The following is a 14,064-nucleotide window of genomic DNA, read 5'->3' as shown; positions in this document are numbered from 1 at the left end:
AACATGAAACGCTGGGTCCTCGATAGTATCTGCTGCCCTGTCTGCAAGGGAAACTTTATGCTTACAGAGATGGAGGGTAATGATACAGATATTGTCGAAGGACTGCTGACCTGCACATCCTGCAAACGGGTGTACCCCATCTCCTCCGGCATTGCAAACCTTCTTCCGGATCAGGGAGACTGAGGTGCTCTACTATGGCCATTGTTGAAATTCAGCTGAACCGTCTGGGGATTAACTCCCTGGAACTATCCACCGACGCCGTGGATGTGAGCGCGGGAACCGCGCTGCACATCCGGTTTGTGAACCACGGGTCCCCGACCCACGCAACCCTGCGCTGCGAGGCGTCCGCCTACACGGATTTCACCTACGAAAACATCTATGTGGAAGGCGAGTCGGAACTTGAGATCAAGATGAAGGAGGATGCGGGAACAGGAAGTTTCGACATGCAGGTCATCACCGGGTACGGCATGCGCCGTGAGGCGTTTACGATCAATGTGCTGAAATCCTGCCCGGTCGCCCCGTCACCCGAACCGGTCATCTTCCCGGAAGAACCGGTTGCCGAGCCGAAGAGGAGATCCTCATCCCTGAACGCGGGTGCCGGAAAGGCGGTGATGATGCTAATTATGCCGATCATCGCTGCGATCATTATTGTGCTGTGGCAGTTCTTCTCCCTGAATATTGACGGACTTGCCATGACGATCGTCGTCTACCTCATTATGCTTGCCGGAGTCATCATTGCATGGCATTCGGCGCAGTAATCCTTTTTTTCGCACTTGTCCTTGACCGGCTGATCGGCGATCCCCGTTCCCGCTGGCATCCGGTAGCGCTTCTTGGAACTGTGATCGGATGGTGGGGAAAAACCAACTATTATCCAAAACGGCTGGAACGCCTCACCGGCATTGCCGGATGGCTGCTGACCGTCGCGGTCTTCACTCTGCCGTTTCTTCTGATCTGCCTGATCCCAACCCGGTACTGGTTCATTCAGATTCCGCTTGCAGTAGTGGTACTGTCGTTCTGCTTTGCATCGCGGTCTCTGGAAGAACATGTCACAGACGTTGAAGCGGCACTTGCGCGGGGCGAATCCGAAGGACGGGCAGCAGTTCAGATGCTGGTCAGTCGCGATGCAGGCAAATTATCCTTCGAACAGGTACGATCCGCAGCATACGAATCGGCATCGGAAAATCTGGTGGACAGTATCGTTGCGCCGATCTTCTGGTTTGCCGTCTTTGAACTGCTGTTCGGGATGGGAATTGCCGGGGCAGCACTATTCCGTGCGGCGAATACGATGGATGCGATGCTCGGCTACAAAGACGATCGTATCCGCATCGGCTGGTTTGCCGCACGGATGGATGATGTCCTTGCCTGGATCCCTGCGCGGATCACCGGCGGTCTGCTGCTGATTCTCTTTGCCTGCCGCGGCCGGGCGGGAAGGGCAGTTGCAGTCTTCCGGGCAGACGGGAAAAAACGCCCGGGATTCAACGGCGGTATTCCCATGAGTCTGATTGCCGGGGGATGCGGCGTGATGTTTGACAAACCGGGCGTCTACACGATCGGCTCGCCCGAACAAACACTGGAAAAAGGCGGACACTGCATCATCAGAACACTCAGAGAGACAACGATTCTTTTTTCGGCACTGCTGCTTCTCCTCCTGCTGATCATTCAGGGAGATGTATTCTTGCTCCTTCCCTAAAGAATTCTCCGGAACAGAGTACACATCCTGCAATTTTGCAGAAATGATGCTGAAAACAGTGTCGTATCATTAGGTACGACACCTCACAATGAGATCTTTTTGCACCTACCCGGGGAAGGTTAATAAGTCCACGGTGAATATACAATACAATATCAGAATTAAAATATTTTTTCGAAGAACGGACAACTTCGAATAAAATAAAAGTATTTCTAAAAAAACAGGGAATGGAATAATGTCAAAAATCGATGCGGGGAACATCGGAAGGGGGTGCGGGGTTGTACTGCTTCTTGCAGCACTGCTGATCCTCACCGTATCCTCGGCGGGATGCATCAGCCAGCCGGAGCAGGAACCCTCACTGGAAGAAAAATATGCAGACCAGCTTGCCGCAGCAGAAAATCTGACGAACATTGTCGGAGCCTACCTCGTGAACGGCAGCCAGGCCCTCCGGAAAGCAGCAGACATCATCGCAGAAGATCCGACCAATGAAACCCTGGTGGATCAGATTTTTGCTGACATCTACACCACCTATACCTCGGTGAAATACTTCCTCGTCGTGAACCCCGAAAAACAGATAATCGATGCATATCCCGCGGAAAACCAGATCATCACCCCGTACATCAGTGTCATGGTTAAGAATCCGGCACTCACCTACTCCGCAGACTCCCCGGCCATAACCATGAAAGCCGTAAGAATTGATACGGGTGACGACATCCTGGTTTCCATCCTCCCGCTGATCAACAAAAACGGAACATACACAGGATACCTCATCGTCATACTCGACCCGGCCTTAATCTATGAAAAACTCGTAAAGAATTTTGAAGAGAGCACCGGATACTCCGCATGGATCATCGAACAGGACGGAAGAATCATCTACACCCCGGAAAGATCACAGAGGGAAGATAGTATTCTGGAGATGACAGCACCAAACCAGACGGAACTGAATATACTGACACAGACAATTCTCCATACAAAATCCGGCGTGGAAACCTACTCTGCTTACAGCTACGGAAAACTCAAAATCGTCAGCCGGGTTGCCGCGTGGGACTCAGTTCATGCCCCGGCAAACATAAGCCTCTCCAGCCCGGTCATCGTTGTAACCTCTGACATCGACAGCACCATGCAGGTGGACACCCCCACCAGAACCACCAACCTCAAACTGGAAGAGTTCGCCCGCAGCGCCTACCTCTATATTCAGAAAGAGGGAAAGGAAGCAGCTCTCGCAGAGTTCAACAAACCGGACGGCAACTTCACCACACAGGAGTACTACATCGCCGCATTTGACACAAACAACACCCAGCTCGCAAACCCCTACCGCCCGGGACTTCTCGGCGCAGACCGGACGGACTATATGGACATCAACGGCGTATCCAGTGTCAAAATGCTTACCAACCGGGCAAAACAGGGCGGCGGTTACGTCACCGATGTCTATGAAAACCCGGCTGACAACATGACACCGGAACTCAAAGTAGCCTACGTCCTCCCGATCGACGAGACCTGGTATATTACGGTCGGTGAGTACTACCCGGAGATCCGCGCCACCATATCCCCGGACACGCGGATGAATATGATTCAGTATGGCCGGGAGATAATTGCATTCGTTCAGAAAGAGGGGAAAAAAGCAGCCCTCGCCTCTCTCAATAACGGTTCCCACTACCGCGGCGACATCGAGCTCAGCATCTATGACTCTGCAGGAAACACCCTCGTTCACGACCCGAATCCCTGGTCAACCGAAAATCTTCTGGGAATCACCGACATCTACGGAGCATCCATCGGGCGCGACACACTCGCAATGGCACGCGCAGGAGGAGGATTCAACTATATCAACCTCCCGTCAAAGAGCGATGCCACAACCCGGCTGTCACTGGGATATGTACAGCCAATCGATGATGAATGGTTCATCCTGCTCACCGTACCAATGAAGATGCTGGAAACGGTTTGAGCGTACTGGAAAAACCGTATCCGCGGAACAAAAAATTAGTTCCGGGGCCGGACGCTGACCTCACCGGAGGTCAGCGTCCGGCGTCCGGTCGCAGTTTCTATTACAAGACCGCCGGAGTTGTCCACATCAACCGCAACGGCATCGCACCAGACATTGTTCTCCAGAAACCGGATCGGTTTTCCCAGAAGAACGGATCGCTTCCGGTACTCATCAAGGAAGGAACGATCGGGAAGTGCTGCGGAAAGTTCGAGCAGGTGATTTGCAACGAGTGCGGCAAGACGGTTGCGGGAAAAGTCACAATGCTGTCCGGAGAGCGAACCTGCAACCTGTTTGAGCTCATCGGGAAATCCCGGATCAATCACATTGATACCGATACCGACAACCACGCACTCAACCACGCCGGACTCAAAGCCGCTGACTGCCTCGGTGAGAATACCGCAGATCTTTTTTTCGTTCACAAATACATCGTTGACCCATTTGATCCCGGGCGTCTGATTCGACACCTCTTCAACGGCCCGAGAGACCGCAACGGAGGCTGCGGTCGTAATCAGCACGGCGTCCGTCATCGCAAGATTCGGCCGGAGTACGATACTCATATAGACGCCGGAACTTTTCGGCGAGTAAAAGGAACGGCCAAGGCGTCCGCGACCGCGGGTCTGCTCCTCGGCAAGAACCATTGTCCCGTGTACTGCGCCCGCAACCGCAAGAGCCTTTGCGTCCTCATTCGTGGAACCGGTTACTTTGTGAATCGTGATCGGAATGTCGCGATACTCCAATGAAAGATACAGCCGGATTCCTTCCGGTGACAGAATGTCTGTATCGGCGGCAAGGCAGTAACCCTTATTGGTCACCGCGGATACCGCATAGCCTTCCGCCTCAAGTGATTTCACTGCCTTCCATACCGCAGACCGGGAAACACCGAGCAGAGATGCAATCTCCTCACCGGAAAAAAACCTGCCGCGGTGTTCCTCTAAGATACGGAGTACGGACGCTTTGGTTGTCATAAAAAAAGAGGGTTATGCTGCCTGGGCAATAACATTCTTCGGCAGCATGAAGTTGACGACAAACTCCGGAATGGATTTGTCGCTCTGAATAAGCATCTTGAAGTATGCCTGGTTCTCTGCGGTGTTGCCCTGATACTCAAGAATAACTTTGTAGTTGATCGTCATGACCGGGACTTTGCCGAACAGGGTGGTCAGCGTCGCGGCCTGCTCACCGATCACAATCGGGTCGCTACGAACAAGTTTGGTCACACTGCCGTCTGCGGAGAACATCATCTCGTTTCCGTCAGAGAGTGCGATCAGCTTGTGACCGCTAATGTCAACCGGCTCGCCAATCGGGAACCAGACGCTGTAGGTGGTGATATAGGGATAGTTCGTAGTGGTGCCGGACTGAACCGTGACACTGGACGAGGCAACCAGCACAACCAGTACAAGAACGATCAGCAGAACAATGCCGCCGATAATTTTTCTTCTGCGGCTCTTGCTCTTTTCCTGTTTCTCCTTTCTCTTGCGCTCCGCATCCTCTGCTGCAAGCCGCTGGGCCTCAAGCTCCGCCTGCATCTTTGCATCAGCAGCCGCTTTCTGGGACTCCAGCTCCATCTTCATCTTTGACTCGGCGGCTGCCTTCTCTTCGGCAGCTGCGGCGGCAGCATGTGCTTTGGCCGCGGCCTGCGCTTCTGCTTCTGCCTTTTCGCGGTTGAGGCGCTCCACCTCCTTTTGCAGTTCCTCGATCTTTTTCGGGTCTGCACCCGGACTCGGGTCTTCACTCATAATAACAGTTCATTGGTGAAATAGAGATAAATAATTTTGCCGGTTGGAAATTCGGCAGGTAACCATACTCAAGAAAAAGCCTCATTATTAATCATGACAAATAAGTACCCATTTCATGACGGAAATTCCAAAAGAGGAAATGCTGTTAAAATGTCCGTCCACCTGTGCCGGGTGCGGATCTTTACTGGCACTCCGCTATATTCTGAAAGCGGCGGGAAAAGACACAGTTCTCGTGATCCCTGCCTGCTGCAACAGTGTAATTCAGGGCGTGTACCCGTACATGCTGCACACTGTCCCTGTGTACAACATTGCATTTGCGGCAGCTGCCGCATGCGCTTCGGGAATGAGTGAGGCATTCAGAGCAGTCGGGAAGAAAACGAACGTCATCGTCTATGCCGGTGACGGCGGAACCGCCGATATCGGTATTCAGGCACTGTCCGGCGCTCTGGAGCGGGGAGAGGACTTCCTCTACATCTGCTACGACAACGAGGCATACGGCAACACCGGCATGCAGCGATCAGGGGCCACACCTCTCGGTGCAATCACGACGACGACGCCGAACGGAAAGACCGTCAACAAAAAAGATCTCGACAGAATTATCGAGGCACACAACCTGCCGTATCAGGCAACCGCCTGCGCGTCATACCCTGCCGACATCTACAATAAAGTGAAGAAGGCACTCTCAATTCCTGGGCCGAAGTTCATGCACATCCTGGCTCCCTGTCCGCCGGGATGGAGAACGCCGTCGGAGAAGACGGTGGAGATAGGCAAGATGGCGGTGAAGTCCGGCATCTGGGTACTCTGGGAAAAAGAGTATGACAAATTCACGATCAGTGCCCCCTCGCGTGCGGCGATGAAGAAGCCCGCACCGGTTATCGATTACCTGAAAGCCCAGGGAAGATTCCGCAAGGTGGACGAGGCAACCGCTGCACGGATTCAGGCGCAGGTTGACAAGAACCTGAAGAAGGTTGCAGCTGAGGCTGCTTACTCGGAGGAGAACGCATGAGCGAAAAACTGGTGATGTCAACCGGCAACAAGGCGATGGCATCTGCGGTGAAGATGGCAAAGCCGACGGTGGTTGCGGCATATCCGATCACCCCGCAGACTGAGGTCATTGAGTCGATTGCAGATTATGTGGAGAGCGGCGCAATGGATGCCCGCTACATTCCGGTCGAGTCGGAACACTCGGCAATGACCGCCTGTATCGGCGCGTCGATTACCGGTGTCCGTGTGTTTACGGCAACGAGTTCCCACGGACTTCTCTATATGCATGAGATGCTTCACTGGGCGGCAGGCGCACGGCTTCCAATTGTGATGGGACAGGTCAACCGGACGCTCGCACCCGGATGGAACATCTGGGCGGAGCACTCGGACGCGCTGTCACAGCGCGATACCGGATGGTTACAGGTGTATGTCTCAACCGTACAGGAGGCGTACGATGCAACGCTGATGGCGTTCAGAATCGCCGAGGACAACCGGGTGCTTCTGCCAGTGATGATCAACATGGACGGGTTCCTGCTGTCCCACATTATGCAGCCGTTCGAGATGACGGAGCCGGGAGATTTCATTCCGCCGCTTAATCTGCCGCAAAAGATCGATGTGAATGATCCGAAGGGTTACGGTGCGATGTCGCCGTCTGATATTCACTTCACGTTCCGGTACGATATGGAGAAGGCAATGAAGAACTCCCGCACGGTGATTGCCGAGACGGAGGCAGAGTTTGCAAAACGGTTCGGCAGAAGCTATGCGCCGGTCGAGGAGTACCTCTGGGATGATGCGGATGTGGTGATCGTTGCAATGGGAACACTCGGCAAAGAGGCCGAGGTTGCCGCAGATCTCCTGCGCAAGGAAGGCATCAAGGCAGGAGTGATGCGTGTCCGCTGGCTTCGGCCGTTCCCGCTTGACATGAAGATCGCGGGTAAGGAACTGGTTGTGATCGACCGTGACTATTCGTTCGGGTTCGGCGGTGTTCTCGCCGGAGAGATTCAGGCAAGATACCCCGAAGCAAAGATTGCACGGGTCATTGCCGGTCTCGGCGGTCAGGAAGTGACGTATGAGGACATGGCAGAACTTGTTCGCACGAGAAAGATCGGTACGGAGTTCTGGTTCGGTATTCCTTCGGAGGAGCAGTAAATGTACGAGATTCGGATTCATTCACGCGGTGGTCAGGGCGGAGTAACCGCAGCCCGTATGATGGCCGCAGCAGCCGTCAAGGACGGGAAGTTTGCAACGGCATGTCCGTTCTATGGTGCAGAGCGCCGTGGCGCACCGATCGTTTCGTTCGTGCGCATTGATGATCACCCCGTGCGGATCTATTCGCAGATCAAAAAGCCGGATATGATCATTGTGCTTGACCCGACCGTGATGGACACGGTAAATGTGCTGGACGGTCTCAAAGAGGGCGGTGCTATCTTCATCAATACACATGAGGATGTGCAGTTCCCGAAACAGTTCACGGTACACAAGGCGGATCTGACGGGCATTGCGCTTTCGGAGAATCTGGTTGTTGCGGGAAGTCCGATCCTGAACACGCCGGTTATCGGGGCGCTTGCAAAGCTGGGTCTCTTTACGCCGGAGTCGGGCACGAAGGCAATTACGGAGACGTTTGCGGATCCGCGGAATGTGACGGTTGCAAAGAAAGCATACGACGAGGTGAACTAAATGGCTATGCCGAAGATGACAATCAGTGTCCCAAAAGAAGGGGCAATGGGACAGACCGGTTCCTGGCGGACGTTTCGTCCGGTGGTGAACCGAGAGATCTGTAACCACTGCGGCATCTGTGCGATGTACTGTCCTGATGCGGTGATCGATCCCGACAATGAGGAGATCGATCTGGTGTACTGCAAGGGCTGCGGGATTTGTGCAAACGAGTGCCCGAAGAAGTGCATCGAGATGGTGAGAGAGGAGCATTAAGGCTTCTCTCCGGTTCTCTTTTTCAGATAGTATTATTATCGTGCAGAACCCACTTTGTGGAAAAATGTGATCACACGCCATTTATTTCATGGAAAAATGTGATCAGGATCACAAAATGGAACGCACCACAATGCATGAGCTGGAAAAATGGAAAGCATCCCGGTACCGGAAACCGTTAATCGTGAACGGAATCCGGCAGGTAGGAAAAACCTGGCTACTGAAGGAATTCGGGAGACGCCACTATACCAGTACGGCGTACTTCAACTTTGAGGAGCAGCCGGAGTTCCGGGAGTTTTTTGCAACAACAAAAGACCCGTCCCGCATTTTGCAGAATCTGATGATGGCAAGCGGCCAGACGATTACGCCGGAAACAACACTGATTATTTTTGATGAGATTCAGGAGTGCCCGGATGCCCTGACCGCACTGAAGTACTTCGCAGAACAGGCGCCGGAGTATCACATCGCCTGTGCCGGTTCGCTTCTGGGTGTTGCCCTGGCAAAACCGTCTTCCTTTCCGGTAGGGAAAGTGGATTTTCTGGAGATGTATCCAATGAGTTTTTCAGAGTTTCTTCTTGCCTGCGGGGATGAGAATCTCGCCGCCTATCTGGAGAGTCTGGATGCTGTGGAACCTTTGCCGGCTGCATTTTTCAATCCGCTGTATGAGAAGCTGAAGATGTATTTCATCTGCGGCGGCCTGCCGGAGATCGTGTTGGCATGGGCGGAGGATCAGAATGTGGATGAGGTACAGAAGCGGCTTGCCAATATCATCACGGCATATGAACGGGACTTTGCAAAACATATGAGTCCGAAGGATTACCCGAAGGCAACGCTTATCTGGAACTCGGTTCCGTCCCAGCTCGCAAAGGAGAATAAAAAATTCATCTACCGCGTGGTAAAGGAAGGAGCACGGGCGCGGGAGTATGAGGATGCGTTACAGTGGCTGTGCGATGCGAAACTTCTCGTGAGGGTGTACCGCAACAGTACACCAAGACTGCCGACGGCAGCCTATGATGATATTTCCGCTTTCAAACTCTATCTCGCGGATGTGGGACTGTTGAGAAGACTGGCACAACTGGACCCTTCCGTATTCCGTGAGGGAAACAGACTTTTTTCGGAGTTCAAGGGATCACTCAGTGAAAATTATGTTCTCGAAGCCCTGACCCCGCAGTTTGACGCGGGCCTGCGGTACTGGGCAATGGATCATCCAGATTATGAGGTTGATTTTCTGCTTCAGCGGAAAAATGATGTTATTCCGATTGAGGTGAAGTCGGAGGGAAACGTTGAGGGACGCAGCCTGAAAAAATTTAAAGAAAAATATGGGGATGCGGTGAAGATACGGGTCAGGTTCTCTCTGGCGAATCTGAAGCTGGACGGGGATGTACTGAACATTCCGCTGTTCCTCGCGGATTCTACGGATAAACTGATTGGGATTGCATTGCAGGAACTGTATGGAGATGAACACTGAGGTTTGAAGTGCGGGTGTGCCTCGGCGGATTTTTTTCGTTTCCGGTGGAGACGAGGAGAAGTTCCCGGGAGAGATAACAACAAAAAAGAAGTGGTGATGGAGCGTTTCTACCGGATGAAAAAAATTTCCGCAGGTCCTGAAAAAATTATTTTTTCTCAGAGTGTTTTTCCGCCGTCGGATCGTTTTGCGGCAGGGTTGCAAGCAGACGCTTGATGGTGTGCTCGTTACCTTCGATGATTTTGAGGAGAAGCGTTCGCTCCTGTTCCATCTGCTGCATCATGGCGGCGACCTGATCTTTGAGATTCGTTATCTCCTCGGACAGTTCGGCTATGACTTTCTGCGTCGAAACATCTGTTCCAACAACACCGCCTATCTCCACCCAGTGGCGGCACGCCCCGTTGATCTCCGCGGTTCTGTCATGCGTATTCTGTTCAGCAAGCCGATCAATTTCTTTGAGGATGGGATTTGGCATGCGGAATGTGACAGAGGAAGAGGGATTGAGTTTGGATCGTGCCATTGGTAGTTATTCTATTTTTCAGAAGAGGTGTATTACAGTAATCAAGCTAACAAAAGCATTAATGTAAGTTAATAGCTTACAATATTGTAAGCTAACATGAGACATAACAGACAGAACAAGGCAGAGCCCAACGCTGAGAAGTACCGGATAGATTCACTAACCGATATAACGTGGAATAATCTGAAAAACGTGATCCGATACAATCACTATGCCCAGATGTTGCTCATTCTGCTGATCATGGGAGGAATCCTCCGGTTTTACAACTTGGGATATAATTCACTATGGCTTGATGAAGCATGCACCTACGACTTTGCCCAACTATCACTCGGCGGGATACTGGAACTAACAACAAAAACCGGAGATGTCAATCCACCTCTATTCTACGCAATAGAACATTTCATGCTCGGACTTGGGAACAATGAAATAATTCTCCGACTCATACCTGCACTGCTCGGTATGTTTTCCATTCCGGTGATGTATTTTCTGGGAAGAGAAATCTGCGGACGACTTGCCGGCATAATCGCTGCGGCACTTCTGACCTTCTCCACATTTCATGTATATTATTCTCAGGATGCAAGAGCTTACACTACAGTCCTGTTCTTCTTTTCCGTGGCAGTTCTTTTCTACCTTCTTGCACTGAAACGAAACTCAATACCGTACTGGTGCCTCTTCGGCATATTCTGTGCTCTGGCATTCTGGTCTCATTTTTACGTATTCATAGGAATTGGAATTATCTTCCTTCACGCCTTCATCATAAAAAGAAACGAGATTCTCAAAAACATTGCCTCAATAAAACCAATCATACTAGGACTTCTCTCATTTGTTCTCCTCACATCCCCTCTCCTGTATGGGACGATACAACTCTACTTCATGCGAACCGCATCAGCCCCCACATGGGGAATCTCCGGATTTGATGTGTTCACCCAAACAATCGTACTGTTCTCCGGAAGTGAACTCTATCTGACCATTCTGTTTCTGTTCACCGCAGCAGTTGGAATCCTGTACCTCACATTCAACAAAGATAAACAAGGTTTCGCACTTTTGCTTGCCATGTTGATCATTCTGCCGTTTATTGCCAGCGTGTTCTTCTCATCAGTCATGCCGATGAGCCCACGCTATCTCATCTTCGTCCTGCCGTTTTACTTCGTTGCAATCGGGGCTGCATTTAATCTGATACCAAAAGAGGTTGACGCCAAAAAAGTGGCTGTGATTGCAATTATTCTGATATGTTTGGTAAGCATCCCCTATTTCACCTCATACTATACCACATACTCCAAAAATGACTGGAGAGGATTTTCAGAGTATCTCACTGCTGAAACACAGAATGGGGACTATGTAGTAGTACTGCCCGGATACATGACGTTGCCGCTTGATTACTATTATGACAGTACAAAGGATGACACGCATGAAGTCCAGGCTAATTCTGCGAAAGAACTTGAAGAAATAGAACAAACACGAGGGGACACAACTGCATACTACGTAGTCACAGCAGATATTTATGCAGCAAACCCGGAGGGTGATGCCCTCAACTGGCTGAATGCCAACACCAAATATATTGGAAGAAATATGGGAATCAATCTGTTCCTCTCGCAATAACCCGGAACAAACAGAACGGATATTTCAACATGAAAAAACTCAGCATAATCATCCCGGTCTATAATGATCACACCGCACTTACCAAGGCACTACCGGCATCAATTATGGTATTGGATACGTTATCCCATCCATTTGAGATCATTATTGCTGAAGATGCAAGTTGTGACGGAAGTTATGAAATCTCCAAAAAATTTGCAGAAGCTGACAAACGTATCAGACTAAATTACAGCGAGACACGCAGAGGAAAAGGCGGAGCTATCAGCGATGCCGCAAAGATCGCTTCAGGAGACATCATCTGTTTCTACGATGTTGATCTTTCCACTGAGTTGTCCGCACTACGACCCCTGATCAATGCCATACATCGCGGGAATGATATTGCAATCGGGTCGCGGTATCTCCCGCAAAGTAGTATCACGAGAGCTCGCAATCGAAAATATGCAGGAAAATTATTTGTTCATCTCGCCCGCGTACTTCTTGGAGGAGGAGTTACGGATTATCAATGCGGATGCAAAGCATTCACACGTGAATCTCTTAATACTCTCATGTCATATGCTCATACACGCGGATGGACGTGGGATACAGAAATTCTTGCGCTTGCACAGAGGGCAGGTTACAAAATTGCAGAGGTCCCCGTCATCTGGAAAGAAAATGATCGGACCACCCTAGAATGGATGGACACGTTCAGAATGGGATGGGAAGTACTTACATTCGCATGGAAAATTCGAATTTGTGGGTGCCACCCTCAAAAGAACACTCATACCAAAAAATAGAGGAAACCACATCTGCCCGCCCCGCGGCAAACACTAATCTATCCAGACCGCAAATAATATAGAGATTTTATGCGCATCCCAATACAAAACGTCACCCCCGAATGCGAGCGTGCCGAAATTGCCGGATGGGTTCACGAAGAACGTGACCTCGGCGGCCTCACGTTCCTGCTGGTCCGTGACAGAACCGGAATCTTACAGGTAACCATCCCCAAGAAAAAGGTCAGCCCCGAAGTGCTCGCCGCAGTCAAGGAAGCAAGCCGCGAGTCCGTCATCTCCTGCGAAGGAGTGGTCAAGGCAACCGAAAAAGCTCCCGGAGGACGCGAACTGGTCCCGGACACCCTGAAAGTCATCTCCCGCGCCGCAACACCGCTGCCGCTGGATGTCTCCGAAAAAGTCCCGGCAGACCTGGATACCCGCCTTGACAACCGCTACCTTGACCTGCGCAAGCCGCGTGTCAACGCAATCTTCCTGATCCGCAACGCCGCACTTCGCGCCGTCAGCGAGTACCTCTGGGATCACCATTTCACTCAGGTGCAGACCCCGAAGATCGTCGCAGCCGCAACCGAAGGCGGAACCGAACTCTTCCCCCTCGCCTACTTCGACAAGGAAGCATTCCTCAACCAGAGCCCGCAGCTCTACAAGCAGATGCTCATGAGCGCAGGGTTTGATCGCGTCTTTGAGATAGGCCCCATCTTCCGTGCAGAAGAGCACAACACCGTCCGCCACTTAAACGAAGCAACCTCGATTGACATCGAAATGTCGTTTGCCGATGAACAGGACGCCATGAAAGTGCTTGAAGAGACCGTCTCCTACGCCTACGGCAAGGTCGCCGACACGTGCAGCAACGAACTTGCCGTCCTCGGCTTAAACGACTTCGAGGTCCCGAAGACCCCCTTCCCCAGGATCACCTATCAGGAAGCAGTCGACATCGCAACCGCCAAGGGCGAGGCGCTCGTCTTCGGTGACGACCTCTCCACCGCCGCAGAAAAGATCGTCGGCGACGAGATGGGCACGATGTACTTCATCACCGAGTGGCCGTCATCCACGAGACCGTTCTACACCATGCCGTTTGAGGACAGACCCGAAGTCTGCAGAGCGTTCGACATGATGCACCCGAGAATGGAACTCTCCTCCGGTGCCCAGCGCTGTCACATCTATGATCTGCTGGTAAGCCAGATCAAAGCAAAAGGCCTCAACCCCGATGCATTCGAGTTCTACCTCAACCCGTTCCGCTACGGCATGCCGCCGCACGCTGGGTGGGGACTGGGCGCAGAGCGGCTGGTCATGACCATGCTCGACCTCCAGAACATCCGCGAAGGCGTACTCTTCCCCCGCGACCGGCACAGAGTCAGCCCGTAAAAATATTTTTTTCTTTTTTGGATGTGGCTCAAAGAATATTGTA

Annotated in this window: 15 protein-coding genes; 12 read left to right on the top strand and 3 right to left on the bottom strand. The window is 51.9% G+C overall.

Annotated features, from left to right (window positions below; translation table 11 throughout):
• Positions 1-3: 3 nt before the first annotated feature.
• From O0S09_RS00865 to O0S09_RS00850, 4 genes are all read left to right on the top strand, one after another.
• A complete protein-coding gene (locus O0S09_RS00865) occupies positions 4-183 on the top strand; it encodes a methytransferase partner Trm112 (RefSeq protein WP_268921993.1) in 180 nt (59 codons plus the stop codon).
• An 11-nt stretch (positions 184-194) separates the two neighbouring features.
• Positions 195-758 (top strand): DUF7524 family protein, encoded by a 564-nt coding sequence (locus tag O0S09_RS00860; RefSeq protein WP_268921992.1) that lies wholly within the window; start codon positions 195-197, stop codon positions 756-758.
• Positions 740-1,690: an adenosylcobinamide-phosphate synthase CbiB gene (gene cbiB, locus O0S09_RS00855; RefSeq protein ID WP_268921991.1), complete on the top strand. Its 951-nt coding sequence runs from the start codon at positions 740-742 to the stop codon at positions 1,688-1,690. Before O0S09_RS00860 ends, cbiB begins: the two co-directional genes overlap by 19 nt.
• A 232-nt stretch (positions 1,691-1,922) precedes the next feature.
• Positions 1,923-3,629, top strand: a complete 1,707-nt coding sequence (locus O0S09_RS00850; RefSeq protein ID WP_268921989.1) for a cache domain-containing protein — start codon at positions 1,923-1,925, stop codon at positions 3,627-3,629.
• A gap of 35 nt (positions 3,630-3,664) precedes the next feature.
• Here O0S09_RS00850 and O0S09_RS00845 read toward each other — a convergent pair whose 3' ends face one another.
• Together O0S09_RS00845 and O0S09_RS00840 are read right to left on the bottom strand one after the other, a co-directional pair.
• Entirely contained in the window at positions 3,665-4,633 is a 969-nt protein-coding gene (locus O0S09_RS00845) for a biotin--[acetyl-CoA-carboxylase] ligase (protein ID WP_268921988.1), read from the bottom strand.
• A 12-nt stretch (positions 4,634-4,645) separates the two neighbouring features.
• Positions 4,646-5,401: a hypothetical protein gene (locus tag O0S09_RS00840; RefSeq protein WP_268921987.1), complete on the bottom strand. Its 756-nt coding sequence runs from the start codon at positions 5,399-5,401 to the stop codon at positions 4,646-4,648.
• A gap of 115 nt (positions 5,402-5,516) precedes the next feature.
• On the opposite strand from O0S09_RS00840, the gene O0S09_RS00835 reads away from it, so the two are divergent.
• The 5 genes from O0S09_RS00835 (at position 5,517) to O0S09_RS00815 (ending at position 9,779) form a co-directional block, all read left to right on the top strand.
• Positions 5,517-6,407, top strand: coding sequence for a thiamine pyrophosphate-dependent enzyme (locus O0S09_RS00835; RefSeq protein ID WP_268921986.1), 891 nt, complete (start codon positions 5,517-5,519; stop codon positions 6,405-6,407).
• Positions 6,404-7,534 (top strand): transketolase C-terminal domain-containing protein, encoded by a 1,131-nt coding sequence (locus tag O0S09_RS00830; RefSeq protein WP_268921985.1) that lies wholly within the window; start codon positions 6,404-6,406, stop codon positions 7,532-7,534. Before O0S09_RS00835 ends, O0S09_RS00830 begins: the two co-directional genes overlap by 4 nt.
• Positions 7,535-8,062, top strand: a complete 528-nt coding sequence (locus tag O0S09_RS00825; protein WP_268921984.1) for a 2-oxoacid:acceptor oxidoreductase family protein — start codon at positions 7,535-7,537, stop codon at positions 8,060-8,062.
• Complete coding sequence (locus tag O0S09_RS00820) at positions 8,063-8,314, top strand: 4Fe-4S binding protein (RefSeq protein ID WP_268921983.1); 252 nt, start codon at positions 8,063-8,065, stop codon at positions 8,312-8,314. It begins immediately after the preceding gene.
• Between the two features lie 115 nt (positions 8,315-8,429).
• Positions 8,430-9,779, top strand: a complete 1,350-nt coding sequence (locus tag O0S09_RS00815) for an ATP-binding protein (RefSeq protein WP_268921982.1) — start codon at positions 8,430-8,432, stop codon at positions 9,777-9,779.
• 145 nt (positions 9,780-9,924) lie between these two features.
• On the opposite strand, the gene O0S09_RS00810 is transcribed toward O0S09_RS00815, so the two are convergent.
• The gene (locus O0S09_RS00810; RefSeq protein ID WP_268921981.1) at positions 9,925-10,251 is read right to left on the bottom strand and encodes a hypothetical protein; all 327 of its coding nucleotides are present in this window, start codon (positions 10,249-10,251) and stop codon (positions 9,925-9,927) included.
• Between the two features lie 141 nt (positions 10,252-10,392).
• Between O0S09_RS00810 and O0S09_RS00805 the strand changes: the two genes are divergently transcribed.
• From O0S09_RS00805 to aspS, 3 genes are all read left to right on the top strand, one after another.
• The gene (locus tag O0S09_RS00805; protein WP_268921980.1) at positions 10,393-11,892 is read left to right on the top strand and encodes a glycosyltransferase family 39 protein; all 1,500 of its coding nucleotides are present in this window, start codon (positions 10,393-10,395) and stop codon (positions 11,890-11,892) included.
• Positions 11,893-11,921: 29 nt separating this feature from the next.
• On the top strand, positions 11,922-12,662 hold the full coding sequence (locus O0S09_RS00800; RefSeq protein ID WP_268921979.1) for a glycosyltransferase: 741 nt from the start codon (positions 11,922-11,924) through the stop codon (positions 12,660-12,662).
• Positions 12,663-12,731: 69 nt separating this feature from the next.
• Positions 12,732-14,021 carry an aspartate--tRNA(Asn) ligase gene (gene aspS, locus O0S09_RS00795; protein WP_268921978.1) on the top strand — a complete coding sequence of 430 codons (1,290 nt, stop codon included), beginning with the start codon at positions 12,732-12,734 and terminating at the stop codon, positions 14,019-14,021.
• Positions 14,022-14,064 lie beyond the last annotated feature (43 nt).

The organism is Methanocorpusculum vombati, from assembly GCF_026891935.1.
GTDB lineage: Archaea > Halobacteriota > Methanomicrobia > Methanomicrobiales > Methanocorpusculaceae > Methanocorpusculum > Methanocorpusculum vombati.
The sequence above is the reverse complement of the archived record's forward strand: the minus strand, read 5'-3'. Positions and strand labels throughout refer to the sequence as shown.